The following is a 21,491-nucleotide window of genomic DNA, read 5'->3' on the forward strand; positions in this document are numbered from 1 at the left end:
GGCAGCGCCCTACCGGGCGAACGCGCCGAGGGCGACCCGCGCGGCCCCGGCGAGCAGGGCGTCGTCACGTTCGGCGTTCTTGGCGTCCCGGCTGGAGAGGACGGCGAGCGCGATCGGGGCGGCGCCCGGGGGCCAGACGATGGCGATGTCGTTACGGGTGCCGTAGTCGGCGGCCCCGGTCTTGTCCCCGACCTCCCAGCCCCGGGGCGTGCCCGCGCGGATGGCGTCGTCGCCGGTGGTGTTGCGCTTCAGCCAGTCGGTGAGGACGGCCTGCTTCTCGGCGGGGAGGGCGGAGCCGAGAACGTACGCACGCAGGTCCGTGGCCAGGGCCCGGGGTGTGCTGGTGTCGCGGAGGTCGCCGGGGATCGCCTCGTTGAGGGCGACTTCGTAGCGGTCGCAGCGGGTGACGCGGTCCCCGATTCCGCGCAGGGCGTCCTGGAGGCCGCGGGGGCCGCCCAGTTGGCGGAAGAGGAGGTTGCCCGCGGTGTTGTCGCTGTAGCGGACGGCGGCATCGCACAGTTCGCGCAGGGTCATGCCGGTGTCGACGTGCTGTTCCACGATGGGCGAGTAGGTGACGAGGTCCTCCTTGCCGTACCGCACGCGGCGCTCCATCTGCGGAAGGCTGTTCTTGGCCAGTACGGCCCCGGCGAGCAGGGCCTTGAAGGTGGAGGCGTAGGCGAACCGCTCGTCGGCGCGGTGGGCCACGGTCCGGCCGTCGCCCGTGTCGACCGCGTACACGCCGAGGCGGGCGTCGAACTTCCGCTCCAGTTCGGCGAAGTCGCGGTCCGTACGGGGCAGGGTCGAGGCCGATGGCGTGGGCGCGGGGCCCGAACCGCCCGGCCCTCCCGGACCGCTCGTCCCCTCGGCCGGGCGTGGGGACGCGGTGTCCCGCTCGGCCGTCGAGCAGCCGGTGCCGGTGAGCGGGAGCACGGCGACGGCAGCCAGTGCGGCGAGCGCGGAACGGCGTGGGAGATGGGCGGGTGTACGGGTCGGCACGGCAGAAAACCCCTTCTCTACGGTGATCGTGCGGCACACGGGCCCGGCCGGGCGCACGGCTGTGGCGCCGGGGCCGGGGCCGTGTGGTCGGGCTCTTGGGGAGTCAAGCCCGCCGCCGGTCCGCATGTCGAATACGATCTTGGCATCGGGGTGATTCAGAAGCCGTATCACCGCATGCCAGGGAGGTGCAGTGCTGACCGAACGGCACCTGGAAATCTTCATCGCGTTGGCGGAGGAGGAGCATTTCGGCGCCGCCGCCCAACGGGTGGGGATCACGCAGCCGCCGCTCTCCCAGGGGCTGCGCCGACTGGAGGCGCTGCTCGGTGTCCGCCTGTTCGAGCGGGAGCGCGGGGTGTTCCTCACCGAGGAGGGTGCTCTGCTGCTCCCGCACGCCCGCCGGGCCCTCGCCGCCCTGGCGGAGCTGCGGGAAACCGGTGCCCGCGAGCACGCGGACGGCCGGCGCCTGCGGCTGGGGCTGGCCCCCGAGGTGCCGGCGCCCCTCGCGGCCGATGTGGCGGCCGCCCCGGTCCGCTCCGGTGACCGGACCCGGATCAGCACGGTGACGGCGCCCACCGCGACCCTGCTCTCCGAGGTCGCGTCGGGCCGCCTCGATCTGGCCGTGGTCCGGCACCCCGCCGTCCTGCACGGGCTCGCCGCCGGGCAAGTGGTCCTCCTGCCGACCTGGATCCTCGCCCCAGCCCGGTCGGCGGAGGCTGGCGGTACGGCGCCCTGGCAACTGCCCGTGGCCGTACGTCCCCGGGGCGAGGCGCCCGCCGCCCATGACCTGTTCGTCGACACGCTGGCGAGCCGGGGGCGCCGCGTGGAGACGGTGGTGGTCGCCGATGAACGGGCCGGGCTGGCGCTGGTGGCGGCGGGCCAGGCGGTCCTGGTCACGGCGGACGAAGGGCTGATGGCCTCGCAGGTCGAGCGACGGCGGGCGACCGACCCTCCGCTCCCCCTGCGGCTGCGGGTCGTCTGGAACCCCCGGCGGACCGGCTGGGGCTTCGGTTCCGGATCCGGTTCGGGTTCCAGCTCTGGTTCCGGCTCTGGTTCCGATTCTGGTTCCGGCTCCGGCTCCGGCTCCGGTTCGGAAGACCCTGCGGCAACCGCGCAGTTGCTGGAGGACGTCCTCGCACGTCAGGCGGCCCGGTGAACGGCTCGCGGCGAGGCGGCGGGGTCGAGCGGACCATCCGCTCCCTCTTCGACGACGCGGGCGTCCGGGGCTGGCTGCACGTGGCGGAGCTGGACCGCCCCTCGGCCCGGGTGGTCGTCGGCCCGGACGAGCAGGTGCCGATGGGCTCCGTCTACAAGGTGCCGCTCATGGCCGCCTTCTGGCGGCTGGCCGACGCGGGGCTGGTCGACCCGCGCCACCGGCTCACGCTGGAGGCCGCCGACCGGGTTCCCGGCCCCACGGGCATCTCCCTCCTCCGCGACCCGGTCACCATGTCCCTGCGCGATCTGGTCGTCCAGATGATGAGCGTCTCCGACAACACAGCCGCCCACGCGGTTCTGCGTGCGGTCGGTCCCGGGGCCGTCGACCGGGTGTGCGCCGAGCTCGGTCTGCCGCACACCCGGATCCACGGAGGGGTGGTCAACACGTTCGACCGGCTGGTCACCGATACGGGCGCCGGGTCGCTGGACGCCGCCATGGCGCGGGTCGCGGACAACGACACCGTCGTACCGCCGGACGTCTACGACCCCGCGTACAAGGCGTCCTCCACACCGGCCGACATGGCCCGGCTGCTCCGGGCGATCTGGACGGACGAGGCCGCGTCGCCGGAGAGCTGCTCGTTCATGCGCGCGGTGATGGGCACCCAGGCGTGGGCCCACCGCCTCGCCTCCGGGTTCCCGTACGACGATGTGACGGTCTACGGCAAGACCGGCACGTTCGGCTCGATGCGCCACGAGGCGGGGGTGGTGGAACTGGCGGACGGCAGCGTCTACACGGCCGTGGTGTTCACCCAGGCCGCCCGCGCCGACACCAAGCTCCCGCGCGCCGACGCGGTGATCGGCGCGGTGGCCAGGGTCGCCGTGGAGGAGCTGCGGAGAAGCCAGGATGTCTGACCCGGCCGGGCCCGTTTCCTTCCGGGACGACCCGCGACACTGAGGCTGACGCTCAGGCTGAGGCGACCCGCGACGCCCGGGCCATGGCGGCCAAATCCGCGAATAGTGCGGCATCCTGGGATATCTGACTACCCGTCGATGAAGGAGTGCCCCGTGGCTCTGACCCGTGACGAGCGTGAACAGTTCCTGGCCGAACCGCATATCGCCGCGCTGGCCGTGGACGCGGCGGAGGAGGGCCGCGCACCGCTCGCCGTGCCGATCTGGTACCAGTACGAACCCGGCGGTGACCTCTGGATCATGACGGGGCGCGACTCCCGCAAGGGCCGGCTGATCGCCGCCGCGGGGCGGTTCTCCCTGATGGTCGAGCGGGTCGCACCGACCATCCGCTACGTGTCCGTCGAGGGCCCGGTCGTCTCGACGCTCCCCGCGACCCGCGAGCAGCTGGTCGAGATGGCGTCCCGCTATCTGGCCCCGGAGAAGGTCGACGGCTACGTGGACTTCGCCTGGAAGGCACACGGCGAGCAGGTGGTGATCCATCTGCGGCCCGAGCACTGGCTGAGTTCGGACCTCGGCACCGTCTGAGCCGCGGGCAGCCCCGCGAACGGTCCGGAAACGGTCCCGGAAACGGGGACAGGGCCCGCCCTCGAAGGGGCGGGCCCTGTCTGCTGCCGGTGGCTCAGTGGCCCTGAAGGTACTGGGCGTACCAGTAGCCGCGCTCGGCCGCGAAGTGCTCGCGGTTCTCGTTGGCGTAGGTGATCCCGTACGGGCCACCGAGGTTGGTGTACTCGGCGCTTCCGCGGTGCCCCTCGATCGCCTGGTAGCCGGCGCCTGCCTTTCCGCCCTCCCAGCCGCCGTCGGCGACGGCGGGCGTGGCCGCCACGAGGCCGGCCGCGGCGACGGTCGCAAGAGTGAAGGCGATACGACGAAGCATGGGTGCTCCTTCTCAGCAAATGCGTAACGGATGGTGTCGAGCCCCAACCATTACGCACGGCAGGTGCGGCCGCGGGGCGGACACGCTCGGTCCGGGGGCAATACACCTGGACGGCCGTAACGCCCCGTGCGGCACTCCCCAGACGTGCGGGCGGGGCGTGCAGACGTCCGGGCGGGGGCATAAAAAAACCGGTCCGCAATTGCGTACCGGGGATTTCCTCGCGTATATTCGGTTCTTCTGTGTTCACGCAGAAAGGCCCCACACGGAGGCCTTATAAGAAGAACCATATCCGGCAGGGAGCCGTTTTGTCAAACCGGGAAGCCGTCGAATTGCAGGAAGAGCAGGAATTCATCGACCGTGTTCACGCGCGGGTCGACGAGCTGCGCGGGGTGGCGGCCCAGGACGTCGAGGAGGCGCTGACGCCGGTCGGGACCGGGCTCCAGGCCCGGCTGGAGCGCGATGTGCTCGTCGCGGAGCGCTCGGGTCTGCTCGCCGCGCTCAACGCGGTGGACGGCTCGCTCTGTTTCGGACGCATCGATCTTTCGGACGGGGCCGCGCACCATATCGGCCGTATCGGCATCCGCGAGGACGACACCGAGCACACGCCTCTTCTGATCGACTGGCGCGCGCCGGTCGCGCGGCCCTTCTATCTCGCCACCGGGCATGTGCCGATGGGGCTGCGGCGGCGCCGGCACATCACCACCGAGGGGCGCACGGTCACCGAACTGCACGACGAGATCCTCGACCTCGGGGACGAGCACCGCACCGGTTTCGAGGACCCGAACGGCGACACCGTTCTGCTGGCCGCGCTGAATTCCGCCCGCACCGGACGGATGGGCGACATCGTACGGACCATCCAGGCCGAGCAGGACCGCATCATCCGCGCCCCGCACCGCGGGGTCCTCGTCGTCGAGGGCGGGCCCGGCACCGGAAAGACGGCGGTCGCGCTGCACCGGGCCGCCTTCCTCCTGTACGAGCACCGCGAGGTGCTGGCCAAGCGCGCCGTGCTGATCGTCGGGCCCAACCCGGCCTTCCTCAGCTACATCGCGGAGGTGCTGCCCGCGCTCGGCGAGACCGGCGTCCTGCTCGCCACCCAGGCCGAACTCTTCCCCGGCGTCCACGCCACCGGCACCGACACACCCCGCGCCGCCGCCGTCAAGGGCGGCGCGCAGATGGCCGAGGCGCTCGCACTCGCCGTACGCGACCGGCAGCAACTGCCCGAGCCGGGCGCCCCGTTGGTCATCCCGCACGACGACGGGGAGCTGATCATCGACTGGGAGATCGCCTACGAGGCCCGGCAGGCGGCCCGGGACACCCTGCTGCCGCACAATCTGGCCCGCCCGCACTTCGCCTTCCGAATCATCGACGCCCTGACCGCGCAGCTCACCGAGCGCATCGGCGCCGACCCGTACGGCGGGCCCAACTTCCTCGGGCCGGACGACATCGCGCAGCTCGGCAAGGCCGTCGCGATGAGCGGGGAGGTGCACGAGGCCATCGAGTCGCTGTGGCCCGCGCTCACCCCGCAGGAGTTCCTCGCCGGGTATCTGGCCGACCCCGTGTACGTACCGGACGCGGACGCCGACGCGCTGCGGCGGGCGGCCACCGACCAGGCGTGGACCCCCGCCGACGTACCGCTGCTGGACGAGGCGGCCGAGCTGCTCGGGGTCGACGACAGCGCCGAGCGGGCCGCCGCCGAGGCCGAGCGGCAGGAGCGGATCGCCTACGCGCAGGGGCTGTTGGAGCTGTCGCGGGGTTCGGAGACGTACGAGTTCGAGGACGAGGAGTCCGAGGTGCTCGCCGCCCACGACATCATCGACGCCGAGCGCATGGCGGAGCGGCACGAGGAGACCGACCACCGCAGCGCCGCCGAGCGGGCCGCCGCCGACCGGACCTGGGCGTTCGGGCACATCATCGTGGACGAGGCGCAGGAGCTGTCGCCGATGGCGTGGCGGCTGCTGATGCGCCGGTCGCCGACGCGTTCGCTGACCCTGGTCGGCGATCCGGCCCAGACGTCCGAGGAGGCCGGTGTCGGTTCCTGGGAGAAGATCCTCGACCCGTACGTGGGTGACCGCTTCGAGCATGTGACGCTCGGGGTCAACTACCGTACGCCCGCCGAGATCATGGAGCTGGCCGCCCGTGTCGTACGGGAGCGGAACCCCGCCTTCGTGGCGCCCGGTTCGGTGCGGTCCACCGGCGAGGAGCCGTGGACGCTGGATGCCGGTGAGGACCTGGCGGGCGCGGTGGCGAAGTCCGTCGCGGAGTCGACGCCCCAGGAGGGGCGCCTCGCGGTGATCGCCCCGCGTGAGCTGCACGAAGAGATCGCGGCGCCCCTGGAGGGGCTCACGGCGGGCGCCGAGCCCGACCTCACGCGGTCGGTGGTGCTGCTCGATCCCCGGCAGGCCAAGGGGCTGGAGTTCGACCATGTGCTGGTCGTGGAGCCCGGCCGGTACGGGACGAGCGATCTGTACGTGGCGCTGACCCGCGCCACCCAGCGGCTGGGCATCATCCACCGCGAGGCGCTGCCCCCGGCGCTGCGCTGACCCCTCCCTGCCTCCCGTCCATCACGCCCCCCGGTCCGTCCGGGGGGCGTTTTCGTTCTGCGCCCGTCACGCAAGTGCACCCACCTCATGACCCATGCTTGATAATGCTCGAAACGCGCGCCTAAAATGCAGATTCGAGCATCACGCGTGGGATGGGGAGATCAGATGACGCATGTGGCACGGGAGCTGGCCAGTCAGCCCGGCTGCTGGCAGAGGGCAGCGGACCTGGCGGCCGGGCTCTCGGGGGAGCTCCCCGCGGCGGGCGAGCGCATCGCCGTCGTCGGCTGCGGCACCTCGTACTTCATGGCCCAGGCGTACGCGGCCCTCCGTGAGGGCAGCGGTCAGGGCGAGACCGACGCCTTCGCCGCGTCGGAGTTCCCCGCGGGCCGCCGCTACGACCGGATCGTGGCGCTGAGCCGTTCCGGCACCACGACCGAGGTGCTCGGCCTGCTCGAACAGGCCCGGGGCACCACGCGGCGGACCGTGGTCATCGGGGATCCGGACACGCCCATGGCGGCGCTGGCCGACGACACGGTGGTCCTCGACTTCGCCGATGAGAAGTCCGTCGTGCAGACGCGGTTCGCGACCTCGGCCCTGACTCTGCTCCGCGCCCATCTGGGCCTGCACAGCGAAGCGGTCGTGGAGGACGCGCAGGTCGCGCTCGCCGAGCCGCTGCCTGCCGGGCTCGTGGAGTGCGGTCAGTTCACCTTCCTCGGGCGGGGCTGGAGCGTGGGGCTCGCCAACGAGGCGGCGCTCAAGATGCGCGAGGCGGCGCTCGCCTGGACCGAGGCGTATCCGGCGATGGAGTACCGGCACGGCCCGATCAGCATCTCCACGCGCTCCACGGCCACCTGGATGCTCGGTGACGCCCCCGCCGGGCTCTCCGACGAGGTCCACGCGACCGGGGCCTGCTGGGTGGCCGGCGGCCTCGACCCGCTGGCGGAGCTGGTCCGGGTGCAGCGACTCGCCCTGGCCATCGCGGATGTGCGCGGCCTCGATCCGGACCGGCCGCGCCACCTGACGCGCTCGGTCATCCTCAGCACCCCCTGACGGTCCCCCCTCTGACGGGCCCTCACCACTACCCGCCGGACCTCACCCCGGAGTTGCCATGCCCATCGCCGCCACCGGCGAGCTGATCGCCGAAGCCGAAGCCCGGCGCGGTGCGGTCGCCGCGTTCAACGTCATCACCTTGGAGCACGCGGAAGCGATCGTCGAGGGAGCGGAGGCCGCCCGGGCACCGGTGATCCTCCAGATCAGCGAGAACGCGGTCAAGTACCACGGCGGCCGGCTGCGCCCCCTGGCCCGTGCCGCCCACGAGACGGCCCGGGCGGCCGGTGTCCCGGTCGCCCTCCATCTCGACCATGTCCACTCCCCCGAGCTGCTGCACCAGGCGGCGGAGTGCGGGTTCAGCTCGGCCATGTTCGACGCCGCCCGGCTGCCGTACGCGGAGAACCTGGTGGCCACCCGCGCCGCCGTCGTCTGGGCGCACGGGAACGGGCTCTGGCTGGAGGCCGAGCTCGGCCAGGTCGGCGGCAAGAACGGGGAGGCTCCGCTGGACGCCCATGCGCCCGGTGCCCGTACGGAGCCGGAGGAGGCGCTCGCCTTCGTCGCCGCCACCGGGGTGGACGCGCTGGCCGTGGCGGTGGGCACCTCGCACGCCATGACCTCGCGGGACGCCCGGATCGACCACGGCCTGCTGGCGCGGCTCCGTACGGCCGTGCCGGTTCCGCTGGTGCTGCACGGCTCGTCGGGCGCCTCGGACGAGGAGCTGGCGCGGGCCGTGGCCGGGGGGATCGTCAAGGTCAACATCGGCACCGCGCTGAACATCGCGATGACCGGTGCGATACGGGAGCGCCTCGCGCAGGACGAGCGGGGCGTCGATCCCCGCGCGTATCTCGCCCGGGGCCGGGAGGCGATGGCCCGGACGGTGAGCCGGCTGATGGCGGTGCTGTCCGAGCCTTCCGCGAAAGCGGCGTAAGAACAAGGAGGGAGGGGGCGGGGCTCCGTGCCCCGCCCCCTCCCGTCACTCCTTGCGCCTATGAGCCCTGCCGGGCGCTCAGCACCGCCTGCACTGCCTGCACCGCCTTCGGCTGCATCGGTACGGCCGTGCCGTCGAGGGTCCAGTGCGAGTCGGGGGTCCGGTCGAGCGCGGCGTACACCTGGGCCGCGACGTCCTCGTGCCGGACCGGGCGTGCGGGCCGGGCGCCCGCCGGGATGTCCGGGCCCGCACAGGCCAGCCACGCCGTGCGTTCCACCTCGCTGTCCCCACCGTGACCGCCCTCGTCCCGGTGCCCATGGTCCGTGACGACGAGGACGGTCCAGGCCTCCCCGTCGTACGTCGGGCGGTTGCGCAGCGCGGCGAGGAGGCGGCCCAGGCGGCGGTCGGCGGTGGCGACGGCCTGCTCGTACGCGGCGCCGCAGCCCAGGTGGTGGGCGGTCTCGTCGGGGGCGCCGAGGTAGACGAAGGAGGCCTCGGGGTCCTCGTTGGTCAGGACGGCGACGGCGTCGCGCACGGTCGCCTCATCCGCGTCCTCCCAGGCCTGCGGGGAGTCGTCGGCCGGGGCATGGTGGGTGAGCCGGGTCGGGCGGCGGAACATGGGGCCGCCGTCGGCCACGGTGACCAGCGGCTCCCAGGCTGCCGCGACATAGGTGCTGCGGCCGTCCTGGCGGGCCAGCCGGGTGGTGAAGTCCGGGAAGACGCCGAGGCGGTGGCCGCTGAAGTCGTTGCTCCACACAGCGTGCTTGGTGACGCGTACGCCGGTGGCGATGGTGGCCCAGCACGGGCCGGACATGGTGGGGGTGGCCTCGTCGATCGTGACGGGGGCCAGGAACCCGGCGTCGGCGACCGTATCGAGGTGCGGGGTGGGGACACGGCCGAGCGTGTCGAGGCGTACTCCGTCGATGCCGACGACGAGCACACGGCGGGCGCGGGACATGGCGGGCCTTCCGGGAGAGCGGTGCGGAGAGGTACGGGTGCGGGGTCATGCCTGCTGGTGGAGGGTACGGGGGTCCACCGCGTGGGCGAACGGCAGCCCATGTGCGTACCGCTCCAGCTCGTCGACGGCGGCGTCGGCCAGCCGGTGGAGTTCGCCGCCCTGGGAGCCGGCGATGTGCGGGGTGAGCAGGACGTTCGGCAGCTCGTACAGCGGTGAGTCCGCGGGCAGCACCTCGGGTTCGGTGTGGTCGAGTACGGCGTTGAGCCGGCCGGTGACCACCTCCTTGACCAGGGCGTCGGTGTCGACCAGGGAGCCGCGCGCCGTGTTCACCAGCGTCGCGCCGTCCCGCATGAGGGCGAGCCGTCCGGCGTCGAACAGGTGGCGGGTCTGCGGGAGTTCGGGGGCGTGGATGGTGACCACGTCGCTCTGTGCGGCCAGCGTGTCCAGGTCGGTGCGCTCGGCGCCGAGGGCCTGGGCGGTGTCGTCGTCCAGGTACGGGTCGTGCACGAGGAGGCGCAGGTCGAAGGGGCGCAGCAGTTCGGCGACGCGGCGGCCGATGCGGGAGGCGCCGACGATGCCGACCGTGCGGCGGTAGTTGCCGATGGCCGGGAACTCACGGAGGAGGTTGACCCGGCTCTTCGTCTCCCGGTAGACGCGGGCGCTCTCCAGGACGTGCTTGTTGGCGAAGAGGATCGCGGCGACCGTGTACTCCGCGACCGGCAGGGCGTTGGCCGTGGCGGCCGTGGAGACGGTGATGCCCCGGTCCCAGACGTCCTGGGTGATGTGGTGCTTCACGGAGCCCGCCGCGTGCACGACGGTCCGCAGCCGGGGCATGGCGCTCAGGGCGGCGGCGTCCAGGCGCGGGCAGCCCCAGCCGGTGAGGAGGGCCTCGGTGTCCCGCAGTGCGGCGCGCTGGTCCGGGTCGTCGGCGCCGAAGTCGGTGACGAGGAGGCCTGGTCGTACGTCAGCGATCCGGGCGAGGCGCTCCAGGGCTTCCGGGCGGAGGATCGCGTCGCGGGTCTCCGCGCTCATCGCCAGCACAGTGCGGGGGCGCGGGCGGAGGGACGCGGCGGGGCTGCTCACTTGACGGCTCCTGCGGTGAGGCCCGAGCGCCAGAAGCGCTGCAGGCAGAGGAAGGCGACGATCAGCGGGACGACGGCCACCAGGGAGCCGATGATGACCAGGGGGTACAGCTCGGGCTGCTGGTAGACGTTCTGGTTCCACATGAACAGGCCCAGGTTGACGGGGTAGAGCCGCTCGTCGTTGAGCATCATCAGCGCGCCGTAGAAGTTGTTCCAGTTGGCGGTGAACGAGAACAGGAAGATGGTCACGAAGCCGGGCGCGAGCATCGGCAGGGCGACCTTGGTGAAGGTCTGGAGCTCCCCCGCCCCGTCGACGCGGGCGGCTTCCAGGACCTCGCCCGGTACGTACCCCTCGGAGAAGACGCGGGCCAGGTAGACGCCGAACGGGTTGACGAGGCTGGGGATCAGCACGGCCCAGTAGGTGTCGACGAGGCCGAGCTCCGAGGCCATCAGGTACAGCGGGAGCTGGACGACGGTGGAGGGGATCAGGACGCCGACGAGGACGACGCCGAACAGCTTCTCCTTGCCCGGGAAGACGTACTTGTCGAAGGCGTAGCCGCACGCGACGGAGACCAGGGTGGAGAGGACGGCCGCGACCAGGGTGTAGAGGAGGCTGTTGAGCAGCCAGCGGCCGTACAGCCCGTCGTTGTACGCGAAGAGGGCGTTCAGGTTGGACAGGAGGTGGAAGTCGCCGAGGCTGAAGGGGTTGGTCGCGAAGAGGTCGCGGTAGTTCTTGGTGGCGGCGATGAGCAGCCAGGTGAGCGGCATGAGGGTGTAGACGGCGACGACGGCCAGGATGCCGTTGACCATGACCCGTGAGGTGAGCCCCCGGATGCGCCGGGCGGGCGGGGGCGAGGGCCGGCGTCCGGCCTTGGTGCGGGGCGTGGGGGCCGGGGGCGCGTCGGGGGTGGCTGTCTGGGTGCTCATGAGGCCTTCCACCGGTTGCCGAGCTTGGTGACGACGAAGGACAGCAGGCCGGCGACGAGGGCGAGGATCAGGGAGCTCGCGGCGGCCAGGCCGTAGTCGTGGCCCTTGAAAGCCGCGGTGTAGATGAACATGGTCGGCGACCAGTCCTCGCCCATGGTGTTGGCGCGGAGCTGGACGAGTTTGGGGGCGTCGAAGAGCTGGATGGCGCCGACGCAGGTGAAGAGGAGGGTCAGGACGACGGTGGGCCGGATCATCGGGACCTTGATCTGGAACGCGGTGCGCAGGGCGCCGGAGCCGTCGACGGTCGCGGCCTCCAGGACCTCGCGCGGGACCGCCTGGAGCCCCGCGTAGAAGATGATCATGTTGTAGCCGGTCCACTGCCAGGCGGAGATGTTGACGACGGAGTAGATCGCCTCGTCCTGGCCGAAGAAGTTCCAGTCCGCGCCGAGGGTGTCGAGCACTTCGGTGATCGGGCTGAGCCCCGGCGTGTAGAGGTAGAGCCAGATGAGCGAGGCGATCAGGCCCGGTACCGCGTGCGGCAGGAAGTAGGCGATCTGGAAGAAGCGGCGGGCCCGGGCCATGGTCGAGTCGACGAGCAGGGCGAGGATGAGGGCGCCGCCGACCATGGCGGGGATGTACAGGACGCAGTAGAGCGCGATGTTTCCGAAGGAGCGGAGGAACGCCTCGTCGCCGAGGGCCTCGGCGAAGTTGCCGAACCCGGCGAAGACCCGTTCGGTGCCGCCGAATCCGAGTCCGGAGGACTCCTCGCGGAAGAGGCTCATCCAGGCCGCGTACAGCATCGGCAGGACGGTGACTGCGGTGAACAGCGCGAAGAACGGCACCATGAACAGGGCCACGGCCCGGCGTTGTCCGCGCCGGGCGCCCGGGATTCTCGGTGCGGCGGGGCCGTCCGGCGGCGGTGCGGTCCGGCGTGGAGGGGTCTTGGCCGGCCGGGTGAGGGGGGCTGCCACCTGGTGCTCCTTCGGCAGGTTGGGCGGGCGGGGAGAGGCGGGCGCCGGGGGCGGGGCGGTGGGAACCGTTGATCTGCTGGACCCCGTCACGCGCCCCGCCGGCCGGGCGCCGGGCTATTTGTCGAGCTTCAGGCCGCGGTCCGTGACCGCCTTCTCGCCCTTCTCCTGTCCGGCGCTCAGCATCTTGGTGTGGTCTCCCCCGGCCGCCATCTGCGCCGAGGTGACCTGCTGCTGCACCGGGCCCCAGGTCCAGCCGGGCAGGATGGTGTCGGCCGCCTCACCGGCGAGCTGGTAGACGTCCTGGCCGTCGAAGTAGGAGCCGTCGAACTCCTTGGCCGCGGCGGCCCGCATGCCCTCGTTGGCGGGCAGGGCGCTGCTGGGCGTCTTGAGGGAGCTGAGGCGCGCGGTCATGGCCTTGGGGTCGGTGGTGACCCACTTGATGAACTCGGCCGCCGCTTCGGTGTGCTTGCTGCCCTTGGGCACGATGTAGGAGGTGCCGCCGTACATGCCGGTGCTCGGTGTGCCGTCCCAGGTGGGGAGCGGGGCTATGCCCCACTTGCCCTTGCTGTCGGGGTAGCTGACGGGGAAGTTCCCCGCGCTCCAGGCGGCGCCGATGATGGTGGCGACCTTGCCGGTGGCGCGCTCCTTGGTCTCGCCCTCGCCCCAGAGCGGGGTTTTGGAGGCGAGGCCGTCCTTGAGGAGGCCGTCCCAGTAGGCGGCGACCTTCCGCGATGCGGGGTCGTCGATGTTCACCCTCCAGGCGTCGCCCTTCGTGCCGTACCACTGGGCCCCGGCCTGCCAGGCGAGACCGGAGAGGAGGGCGGGGTCGCCGCCGCCGAAGTTGGTGATGGTGAGACCCGGGTCGCCCTGGTTGATCTTCTCCGCGGCCTTGCGGTACTCCGCCCAGGTGGTGGGGACCTGGACGTCGTACTTCTTGAAGAGGTCCTTGCGGTAGTAGAGCTGGATGGGCGTCACGTCGAAGGGGACGGCCCAGGTGGAGCCGCCGAGGTTGACCAGGGACTGGACCGCCTCGGGGAACTCCTTCTTCACCAGTTCGCCGGAGCTTGCGGTGAGGTTCTCCAGGTTGCCCTCGCTGGCGTACTCGGGGAGGGCCGAGTAGTCCATGGTGGCGATGTCGGGGGCGTTGCCGCCCTTGACCGCGTTGGAGAGCTTCGTGACGCCCTCGGGGCCCGCCGGGACGAGCGAGAACTTCACCTGGATGCCGGAGTGCGTCTTGTTGAACGCCTCGGCCGTCTCCTTGGCGCCCGCGGTGGCCGACCAGAAGGTGAGGGTGACGGGCTTGCCGTCGCCGGGGCCCGAAGCGTCCGAGCCCGAGCCACCGCAGGCGGCGGTGAGCAGGGCCAGTGAGACGGCGGACGCGGCGAGGGCGAGACGGGTGGTGCGGCGGTTCGTACAGGGCATGGCCGGCTCCTACGGGACCTCGAACTGCGGGAGATGAGGCGAACGGCACACATCATTTTGCGCGGAACCGATCACCGTCAAGAGCAAACGACCAATTCAATCGAATCGATCATCAGGTGGCGGGGAGGGAAACCAGGCCCCTGCCGCACCCGAGCACGCGAAAAGCCGTACCCACAGGGCCTGTTGACCCGGGGTACGGCCTGCGGAGGAGCGTGTTACGTCGGCGGAGGGCGCGTCACGTCAGGAGCGGGCGGCGGCCGCTCCGCACGAGACCCGCACCCGCAGGGTGGGCAGGATGTCGAGGTGGCGGCGGCCGGTGGACCCGTCGCCGGACACGCCCAGCCGGGAGAGCAGGAGCTTCGCCGCCGCCGCGCCGACGGCGTGCTTGTCCGGCGCCACGGCGGTGAGCGGCAGGTCGGCCAGGCTCGCCACCTCGTCGTCGTACGCGATCACGGCTAGGTCCTCCGGCACCCGCACACCCCGGGCCTGGAGGCGCGGGATGAGCACGATGGCGTCCGCGTCGCTGTGCACGATCGCGGCGGTGACGTTGCCGCTCGCCACCCCCTCGCACAGGTACTCCAGCGTCCGCTCGAAACGGTCGGCCTCCGAGCGCGACGGCGCGTCCTCAAGGGGCGAGGCGGCGACCGGGCTCAGCCCCAGGGCGGTGACGGCGGCCGCGTAACCGGCCCTGAGCCGGGGGGCGGTGGGGCTCTCCTGGACGGCGAGCGCGATGGACCGGTGACCGAGCCCGGCCAGGTGCGCGACCGCTTCCGCGGCGCCGTGGGCGTGGTCGGAGCGGACCCGGTCCAGGCCCGCCGCGGGGTGGCCGAGGGGGGCCCAGCGCTCCACCAGGACGACCGGGGTCTCCTGTTCGGCGGCCCACAGCCCCTCGCCCGGCTCCGGGCGGCCGTGCTCCCAGCTCGGCGTCAGGAGGAGGCCGTCGGCGCCGGTGGACAGGAGGCGGCGGGCCTGGGCGGCGTCCTCGTCGGGGAGGTAGTGGGAGAGCCCGATGGTCAGGCGTGCGCCGGCGGCCTCCACCGCCTCCCGGGCGCCGCGCACGACGTCCGCGTAGTAGTACTCGGTGGTCGGGACGACCATGCCCACCACAAGCCCTTCGGCGGAGGGCGCGGCCGTGGCGGGGGCCGGTCCGGGCGCCCCGGAGGGCCAGACCACGGCACCGTGCATCCGCTCCACCAGCCCCTGGGCGGCGAGCGTCTCGACGTCCCTGCGCAGGGTGACCGCGGACATGCCGAGCTCCTGGGCGAGTTCGGCGACGCGGAGGCTGCCTCGTTCGCGGACGAGCTGGAGCACCCGCTCGTGGCGCTGGTCGACATGGAGTCGCATGGATCCCCCTGGTCTCGGAGACGGCTGTGGCGGTGGGGCCGGTGGCGCGGGGCGGGGGCCGCACTGCCTCCGTCCCGGCACCCCTCAACCATATCGATCACATCCGCTCGAAACGATCCCACCGGCGACTCCGTCCCGGCCGCGAGGATGTGGGCCGTTCCGCCCGAGCCGGCGGCATACACCCCCGAGGAAGCGATCAACACGATCAATTCGGCCAAAGTCATTGAGCGGATTACCGGACGGCTGTTAGAAAGTGCCCTGCCCGCTCAGAACAGTCGGATCCAGGGATCTGGTCAGCGCTCGGCGCACCGGTTCCGCCGGAAACGAGACACCCGACCCGGAGCTCACCCATGACATCTGCCTGGTCCCGCCGTACGTTCCTCGCCACCTCCGCCGTGCTCACCGCCGCAGGCGGCAGCGCCCTCGTCCTGCCCGCGCCCCGCGCCGCGGCGGCCGCCGCCGCCGACGATCCGTACGCCGCGCTGCGCGCCACCTGGAGCACCCTGATCCTCGGCGAGGGGTTCAGTCCGACCGCCGAACCCTTCAGGAGCCGGCTGGCGGTGCTGGGCACCCAGGCCCGGCAGCGGCTGGACACCATGGCCCCGGCGGACGGGTCGCTGTGGCCGGACGCCGTGTACGCGGACCCCGATCCCAACACGGACCCCGAGTCGTTCGGTTTCTCCGCGAGGATGGCCGAGAGCTTCATCCGCCTCAACACGATGGCCCAGGCCTACCGGCAGCAGGGCACCGGCCTGACGGGCGACTCCGCACTGCGCGATGCGATCGTCACCGGCCTCGAACACCTCAACTCCCAGGTCTACAAGGCCGGGCAGGTGCGGTACGGGAACTGGTACAGCTGGCAGATCGGCGCACCCCAGGCGCTGCTGGACGTGTGCGTCCTGATGTACGACGCCCTGACCCCGGCGCAGCTCGGGCGGTACTGCGCCGCCGTCGACCACTTCGTACCGGACTCCGCCGTGGCCTCGTACACCGGTACGAGCACCGGGGCGAACCGGGTCGACCTGTGCCGGGTGCTGGCCCTGCGCGGGGTCGTCGGCGGGACGGCGGCCAAGCTCGCCCTGGCCCGGGACGCCCTCTCCCCGGTCTTCCCGCTGGTCACCCAGGGCGACGGCCTCTACGCCGACGGCTCGTTCATCCAGCACACCACCGTGCCGTACACCGGCAGCTACGGCTCGGTGATGCTCGGCGGGCTCGGGCTGCTGTTCGCGCTGCTCAAGGGGACCACGTGGGAGGTGACCGACCCGAAGCGGCAGGTGGTGTTCGACGCGGTGGAGAACGCCTGGGCGCCGTTCCTCTACAACGGGCTCGTCATGGACTCCGTCGCGGGCCGCGCCATCAGCCGGGGCGAGGTCGACGACCACCGGCGCGGCCATCCGGTCCTCGCCTCCATCGTGCTGCTCGGCCGGGGCGCCTCGGCCGCCGAGAACGCGCGGTGGCGCTCGCTCGTCAAGGGCTGGGCCCAGCGCGACTACTACAGCCCGCCGCTGAGCAACCCCTCCCTCGGCCTCACCGCCCTGGCCCGCCTGAAGTCCGTGCTGGACGACACCTCGCTCACCCCGCTCCCCGAGCCGGAGGGCCACCGCCTCTTCCCCGACATGGCACGGGCCACCCACCGCCGTCCGGGCTGGGCCGCCGCCCTGAGCATGGCCGACCGGCGGATCACGTACTACGAGACCGGCAACGGCGAGAACCTGCGCGGCTGGCACACCGGGTCCGGGATGCTCTACTGGTGGGGCGACACGTTCGCCAACGGCCAGTACAGCGACGCCTTCTGGCCGACCGTCGACCCGTACCGGCTCCCCGGCACCACGGCCTCGCGCAAGGTGCTGGCCAATGGGGCGGGCGGCGACTGGGGCGCCGCCCGCCCGGATGTGAACTGGGTCGGCGGGGTCACCGACAAGAAGCGGGCGGCGGTGGGGCAGTACCTCAGGGGGCTCTCCAGCACGCTGCTGGCGAAGAAGTCGTGGTTCTTCCTGGACGACACCGTGGTCTGCCTGGGCGCGGGCATCCGCTGCCAGGACGGGGCCGCCGTGGAGACCACCGTCGACAACCGCAACCTGGGCCCGGTCGGCAACGCCCCCTTCACCGTCGACGGCTCGGTGAAACCCGTCGCCCGCCCGTGGTCGGCGACCCTGACCGGCGCCTCCTGGGCCCATCTCGGCGGGCACGGAGGTTACGTCTTCCCGGGCGGGGCGACCGTGAAGGCGCTGCGCGAGAACCGGTCCGGGCGGTGGCGGGACATCAACACCGGCGGTTCCACGGACACGCTGACCCGCACCTATCTCACCCTCTGGGTCGACCACGGCCAGAACCCGGCGGATGCCTCGTACGCCTACCAGTTGCTGCCCGGCGCCTCCCAGCAGCGGACCGCCGCCCGGGCCGCCGACAGCAACTGGCTGCGGGTGCTGGCCAACACCGACGACCAGCAGGGGGTGTCGGTCCCCTCGCTCGGGCTGACCGCCGTCAACTTCTGGTTCGGCGGAAGCGTCGGGCCTCTCGTGGCGGACGCGCCCTGTTCCGTCATGGTCACCGAGCACGCCGACGGCACGGCGACCATCTGCGTCAGCGACCCCATGCGGATGCGGACGAGCCTGACCCTCACCTGGAACAGGGCCGTCTCCTCCGTCGTCTCGAAGCCGGTGACGGTGACGTCCGCGACCACAGGAGCGTCCCTGCGGCTGGTGTTCGGCGACCTCTCCGGTACGCGCGGGGCGACGCAGACCGTCAGGGTGCGGCTGTCCTGACGAGAGCCCGCCCGGTGTCTCAGGCGGGTGCGCCGAGTGGCCGGGGGCCGAGGTGACCGGGGCCGGGCGCTTCTGATCATGCCGGACACCGGGCTCGTAGACTCGCGCGCATGACCCGACAGCAGATAGCCCCGGCCCTCGTCCCCGCGTTCGCGCCCCACGGCACGCTGCGCGCCTCCATCAACCTCGGCAATCCGATCCTGGCCGACCGGGGCCCGGCGGGTGGCGATCCGGTCGGGGTGTCGGTCGACCTCGCGTACGCGTTCGGGCGGCGGCTCGGGGTGCCGGTCGAGCTGGTGGTGTTCGAGAAGGCGGCCGCTTCGGTGGACGCGGTGAGGGAGGAGAAGGCGGACCTCGGGTTCTTCGCCGTCGACCCGGCGCGCGGCGAGGGACTGCTGTTCACCGCTCCGTACGTGCTGATCGAGGGCGCCTACCTGGTGCCCGAGTCGTCCGCGCTGACCGAGAACGGGGAGGTGGACCGCGAGGGGACCCGTATCTCGGTCGGTTCGGGCAGCGCCTACGACCTCTTCCTGACCCGCGCGATCGAGCATGCCGGGATCGTGCGGCTGCAGGGTGCGTCGGCCGCGCTCGCCGCCGTGCGGGAGGGGGAGGTGGAAGTGGCCGCCGGTATCCGGCAGTTGCTGGAGGCCGAGGCCCGGCGCGCGCCCGGGGTACGGGTGCTGCCGGGGCGTTTCATGGTGATCCAGCAGGCGGTGGGCATCCCGGACGCGCGGGGTACGGCGGCACAGGAAGTGCTGGCGTCCTTCGTGGAGGAGATGAAGGAGAGCGGCTTCGTCGCCGATGCGCTGGAGCGCCACGGTGTGGAGGGCGCCTTGGTGGCACCGGCCGCTCACTCCCCCTCCTGATCTCCACGGTTCACCTTGCCTCCGGCCCCGCCGGGCCCTCGATCTCCTCGCGGAGCAGGCGCCGGGCCTTCTCGCGCAGCCGCTGCCGGTGCTCGGGGTCGGTCGCGCGGTCGGCGGCGCGGCCCAGCTCCTCGGCGCGTTCACGGGTGCGGCGGACTCGTTCCAGCGGGGTGTCGGGCAGGTTCATGGGGGGTGTCCTCCGTCGGCAACAGGCGTTGCGTGCGCGACCGGAGCCCCAGCGTCACCGGAGTGCGGCCGGATCGCATCTCGTGCGGTTACGTACGGTGACCGCCCACGGCGGAGGCCGTCGCGTCGCCGCCGCTCAGTTCAGCCGACCGCGCAGCGCTGTGGAGTTGCCGCGCCAGGCGGCGAGCAGCCGGGCGGCGAGGCGGTCCTCCAGGAACCCGGTGGCCGCGATACCGAAGGCGATGTCGGGCTCCAGATGCGGTGCGTCGGCGAGCAGTCCGCCGATGACGTCACGGCGTACCACCTGTTCGTGCACGGCGTCGGCCTCCACGTGTTCGTCGTAGAACCGCTGGGCCGCCGGTCCCGCGCCGACGCGCTTCAGTGCGGAGGCGAGCCGCCGCGAGCCGGGTGACGAGGTGACCTCGACGGCGGCGAAGTGGCCGACGAGAGCGCCCCTGAGGGAGCGGTGCAGCCCGAACAGGGACATCAGGTTGACGGTGGCGAGCACATCGGCGGGCGCGAGATCGAGATAGTGCCCGTACGCCGTCTCCAGGGACAGGTCCGCCATCAGGTCGGCGTACAGACGGGCGTGGATGTCGGCCTCCCGTCCGGCGCCGAACTCGTCGAACTCGACGGCCACCATCGCGGCCTTGGCACGCCCGTACAGCCGGGGAAGCACCCAGGCGTGCGGATCGGCCTCCTTGAGGTGGTAGAGCGAGCGCAGGGCGGCGTACTCGCGCAGTTGCCACAGCTCGCCGTCGTCGTGCAGGAAGTGGCTGACGCTGCGGCCGTCGTCGCCGACGGGCTCGACCAGCAGTCCGGCCAGGGCGGTGTCCGCACCGCCGTCGGTGGGGGCGCCCGCGCGGAGGGCGGCGAGGAAGGGTGCCTCCAGGGAGCGGCGCAGCGCGAGCAGGGCGGGGTTCCACTCGTGCTCGTCGTCCACGTCGGCGAAGCCCTGGTAGTGGAGTTCGTACAGGACGTAGAGGGCGAGCTGAACGTCGTCACCGAGGGGGTCCGCCTCACCGACCGCGTGGGCCCGGGGGTCCGCGCCGCCGCGCAGGGCGTCGATGACCTCGCCGGACAGCGGTCCGCGTGGGGCGGGCAGCGGGGGGCTCCGTCGCCTCGGTTCACGGTGGGCGGGCATCAGGCGGCTCCATCGGTCTCGTCGGCCTCATCGGTCCCGGTCTCGTCGGCCTCATCGGTCCCGGTCTCGTCGGCGGCAGGCTCCCGTTCCGGTTTCACCCGGCGTCGGTGGCTGGTGTCGCACCACGGGTACGTACGGGTCCTGCGGCAGGTGCAGATGGCAGCGGTGAAGCGGCGCGAGATGTAGCGGGTGCCGTCGTCGCCCACCACCTCGACCGGACCCTCCACCAGGAGGGGCCCCTCGGCCCCGAGGGTGACGCGGGTGGTACGCGCGGTGCGGTCAAACCGGTCGGGGCGGTCGGGCCGGTCAGGGCTGCTCGGCACGGATGACCACCAGCTTCTCCTCGTCGGTGCGGTCGTCCAGGAGGCCCCGCCCGCGCAGCCAGGAGAGCCGGGAGATCAGGACGGGCCCGAACGGCACGCTCGCCGTGTCGTGGACCTCGGCCCGCAGCCCGCCGCTCGACAGGCGCCGCAGGGTCGCCTCCGTACCGGTGAGGTCGGAGTGGACCATGAGCAGGACGCCTCCCCCGCGCAGGAGGTACGGGGCCGCGTCGCAGATCCGGTCGACCACCGCCCGCCCGTCGTGGCCCGCGTCCCAGGCCCGGGCGTTCCCGCGCCGGGGCGGCGGTCCGAGGGGCGAGGGGACGTAGGGCGGGTTGCTGAGCACCAGGTCGTACGTCTGCCCCGGCACCGGGTCCGTCAGGTCGCCCCGGTGCACGCTCACCCGCTGCCGGGCCAGGAGCGCGTTCACCCGGGCGGTGAGCACGGCCCGGCGGGCCACGTCGACAGCGGTCACACGCGCACCCCGGCGGGCGGCCGCCACCGCGAGGAGGCCGCTGCCGGTGCCCAGGTCGATCACTTCGGAGCCGGGGCGGACGGTCTCGCGGGCCAGGGCCCTCAGCAGCAGGTGCGTGTCGTGCTGCGGTGCGTAGACACCGGGCAGGGTGCGGACACCCGGCCCCCGGGACGTGGTCAGCGTGGGGACAGCAGCGGACATGGGTACCTCCTGCACGCGTCGGACGCGCGGATCGTGGGGCATGCCACCCGTCAAGGCTCCGCTCGTTCCGGCGGCGGCGCCATTCGTGGGTTCGCACAGCGTGACCGGGGATCGTTCCGGGGCCCCGGACCGGGGGATGCGCGATGTGTTGTACGTCAGCGCCTTCACGGAGTTAGACCGAACGGGCGGGGTGGCGTCCCCCGGAACGTGTCCCCAGGTGTTTCTCCGCCGGGAGCGTGCGGCCGGCGTGATCATCTCGGACCGGCGCTCGCCTTTCCCGTGTTCCCCGTACGGCACCTCGCCCGATCGATCGGTCCCGCC

The 21,491-nt window shown here is 72.4% G+C and carries 19 protein-coding genes and 1 pseudogene; 8 read left to right on the top strand and 12 right to left on the bottom strand.

Annotation, left to right across the window (positions count from 1 at the left end):
* Nucleotides 1-9: 9 nt before the first annotated feature.
* Complete coding sequence (gene bla / locus ACFW9Z_RS22930; protein ID WP_384643884.1) at nucleotides 10-996, bottom strand: class A beta-lactamase; 987 nt, start codon at nucleotides 994-996, stop codon at nucleotides 10-12.
* Between the two features lie 190 nt (nucleotides 997-1,186).
* Here bla and ACFW9Z_RS22935 point away from each other — a divergent pair, with 190 nt between their 5' ends.
* The 3 genes from ACFW9Z_RS22935 to ACFW9Z_RS22945 all read left to right on the top strand — a co-directional run bounded on the left by ACFW9Z_RS22935 (nucleotide 1,187) and on the right by ACFW9Z_RS22945 (nucleotide 3,642).
* Complete coding sequence (locus ACFW9Z_RS22935) at nucleotides 1,187-2,149, top strand: LysR family transcriptional regulator (RefSeq protein WP_384643886.1); 963 nt, start codon at nucleotides 1,187-1,189, stop codon at nucleotides 2,147-2,149.
* The gene (locus ACFW9Z_RS22940; RefSeq protein WP_384643888.1) at nucleotides 2,146-3,060 is read left to right on the top strand and encodes a serine hydrolase; all 915 of its coding nucleotides are present in this window, start codon (nucleotides 2,146-2,148) and stop codon (nucleotides 3,058-3,060) included. The genes ACFW9Z_RS22935 and ACFW9Z_RS22940 overlap by 4 nt, the downstream gene beginning before the upstream one ends.
* A 153-nt stretch (nucleotides 3,061-3,213) precedes the next feature.
* Nucleotides 3,214-3,642, top strand: a complete 429-nt coding sequence (locus ACFW9Z_RS22945) for a pyridoxamine 5'-phosphate oxidase family protein (protein WP_384643890.1) — start codon at nucleotides 3,214-3,216, stop codon at nucleotides 3,640-3,642.
* A 94-nt stretch (nucleotides 3,643-3,736) separates the two neighbouring features.
* Here ACFW9Z_RS22945 and ACFW9Z_RS22950 read toward each other — a convergent pair whose 3' ends face one another.
* Nucleotides 3,737-3,991, bottom strand: coding sequence for a hypothetical protein (locus tag ACFW9Z_RS22950; protein WP_384643891.1), 255 nt, complete (start codon nucleotides 3,989-3,991; stop codon nucleotides 3,737-3,739).
* A gap of 329 nt (nucleotides 3,992-4,320) precedes the next feature.
* On the opposite strand from ACFW9Z_RS22950, the gene ACFW9Z_RS22955 reads away from it, so the two are divergent.
* From ACFW9Z_RS22955 to ACFW9Z_RS22965, 3 genes are all read left to right on the top strand, one after another.
* Nucleotides 4,321-6,531, top strand: a complete 2,211-nt coding sequence (locus tag ACFW9Z_RS22955; protein WP_384644133.1) for a HelD family protein — start codon at nucleotides 4,321-4,323, stop codon at nucleotides 6,529-6,531.
* Between the two features lie 165 nt (nucleotides 6,532-6,696).
* Complete coding sequence (locus ACFW9Z_RS22960) at nucleotides 6,697-7,581, top strand: SIS domain-containing protein (RefSeq protein ID WP_384643893.1); 885 nt, start codon at nucleotides 6,697-6,699, stop codon at nucleotides 7,579-7,581.
* Nucleotides 7,582-7,639: 58 nt separating this feature from the next.
* On the top strand, nucleotides 7,640-8,509 hold the full coding sequence (locus ACFW9Z_RS22965) for a ketose-bisphosphate aldolase (RefSeq protein ID WP_384643894.1): 870 nt from the start codon (nucleotides 7,640-7,642) through the stop codon (nucleotides 8,507-8,509).
* Between the two features lie 100 nt (nucleotides 8,510-8,609).
* On the opposite strand, the pseudogene ACFW9Z_RS22970 reads toward ACFW9Z_RS22965, so the two are convergent.
* The 6 genes and pseudogenes from ACFW9Z_RS22970 to ACFW9Z_RS22995 all read right to left on the bottom strand — a co-directional run.
* Nucleotides 8,610-9,467 (bottom strand): annotated as a pseudogene (locus tag ACFW9Z_RS22970) (alkaline phosphatase family protein); the annotation flags it as partial.
* Nucleotides 9,468-9,512: 45 nt separating this feature from the next.
* On the bottom strand, nucleotides 9,513-10,499 hold the full coding sequence (locus ACFW9Z_RS22975) for a hydroxyacid dehydrogenase (protein WP_384644135.1): 987 nt from the start codon (nucleotides 10,497-10,499) through the stop codon (nucleotides 9,513-9,515).
* A 47-nt stretch (nucleotides 10,500-10,546) separates the two neighbouring features.
* Nucleotides 10,547-11,476 carry a carbohydrate ABC transporter permease gene (locus ACFW9Z_RS22980; protein ID WP_384643896.1) on the bottom strand — a complete coding sequence of 310 codons (930 nt, stop codon included), beginning with the start codon at nucleotides 11,474-11,476 and terminating at the stop codon, nucleotides 10,547-10,549.
* Complete coding sequence (locus tag ACFW9Z_RS22985) at nucleotides 11,473-12,447, bottom strand: carbohydrate ABC transporter permease (RefSeq protein WP_384643898.1); 975 nt, start codon at nucleotides 12,445-12,447, stop codon at nucleotides 11,473-11,475. Before ACFW9Z_RS22985 ends, ACFW9Z_RS22980 begins: the two co-directional genes overlap by 4 nt.
* Before the next feature lie 114 nt (nucleotides 12,448-12,561).
* Nucleotides 12,562-13,869, bottom strand: a complete 1,308-nt coding sequence (locus tag ACFW9Z_RS22990) for an ABC transporter substrate-binding protein (RefSeq protein ID WP_384643900.1) — start codon at nucleotides 13,867-13,869, stop codon at nucleotides 12,562-12,564.
* Between the two features lie 240 nt (nucleotides 13,870-14,109).
* Nucleotides 14,110-15,213 carry a substrate-binding domain-containing protein gene (locus ACFW9Z_RS22995; protein ID WP_384643902.1) on the bottom strand — a complete coding sequence of 368 codons (1,104 nt, stop codon included), beginning with the start codon at nucleotides 15,211-15,213 and terminating at the stop codon, nucleotides 14,110-14,112.
* Between the two features lie 350 nt (nucleotides 15,214-15,563).
* On the opposite strand from ACFW9Z_RS22995, the gene ACFW9Z_RS23000 reads away from it, so the two are divergent.
* Nucleotides 15,564-17,978: a polysaccharide lyase 8 family protein gene (locus ACFW9Z_RS23000; RefSeq protein WP_384643904.1), complete on the top strand. Its 2,415-nt coding sequence runs from the start codon at nucleotides 15,564-15,566 to the stop codon at nucleotides 17,976-17,978.
* A 110-nt stretch (nucleotides 17,979-18,088) separates the two neighbouring features.
* Nucleotides 18,089-18,844: a transporter substrate-binding domain-containing protein gene (locus ACFW9Z_RS23005; protein ID WP_384643906.1), complete on the top strand. Its 756-nt coding sequence runs from the start codon at nucleotides 18,089-18,091 to the stop codon at nucleotides 18,842-18,844.
* Between the two features lie 10 nt (nucleotides 18,845-18,854).
* On the opposite strand, the gene ACFW9Z_RS23010 is transcribed toward ACFW9Z_RS23005, so the two are convergent.
* The 4 genes from ACFW9Z_RS23010 to ACFW9Z_RS23025 form a co-directional block, all read right to left on the bottom strand.
* Nucleotides 18,855-19,031 carry a DUF6381 family protein gene (locus ACFW9Z_RS23010; RefSeq protein WP_384643907.1) on the bottom strand — a complete coding sequence of 59 codons (177 nt, stop codon included), beginning with the start codon at nucleotides 19,029-19,031 and terminating at the stop codon, nucleotides 18,855-18,857.
* A gap of 135 nt (nucleotides 19,032-19,166) precedes the next feature.
* Nucleotides 19,167-20,174: an iron-containing redox enzyme family protein gene (locus ACFW9Z_RS23015; protein WP_384643909.1), complete on the bottom strand. Its 1,008-nt coding sequence runs from the start codon at nucleotides 20,172-20,174 to the stop codon at nucleotides 19,167-19,169.
* Complete coding sequence (locus ACFW9Z_RS23020) at nucleotides 20,174-20,497, bottom strand: CDGSH iron-sulfur domain-containing protein (RefSeq protein ID WP_384643911.1); 324 nt, start codon at nucleotides 20,495-20,497, stop codon at nucleotides 20,174-20,176. The genes ACFW9Z_RS23015 and ACFW9Z_RS23020 overlap by 1 nt, the downstream gene beginning before the upstream one ends.
* Complete coding sequence (locus ACFW9Z_RS23025; RefSeq protein ID WP_384643913.1) at nucleotides 20,481-21,170, bottom strand: HemK2/MTQ2 family protein methyltransferase; 690 nt, start codon at nucleotides 21,168-21,170, stop codon at nucleotides 20,481-20,483. The genes ACFW9Z_RS23020 and ACFW9Z_RS23025 overlap by 17 nt, the downstream gene beginning before the upstream one ends.
* Nucleotides 21,171-21,491: the final 321 nt, after the last annotated feature.

The organism is Streptomyces sp. NPDC059452, assembly GCF_042750035.1.
GTDB lineage: Bacteria > Actinomycetota > Actinomycetes > Streptomycetales > Streptomycetaceae > Streptomyces.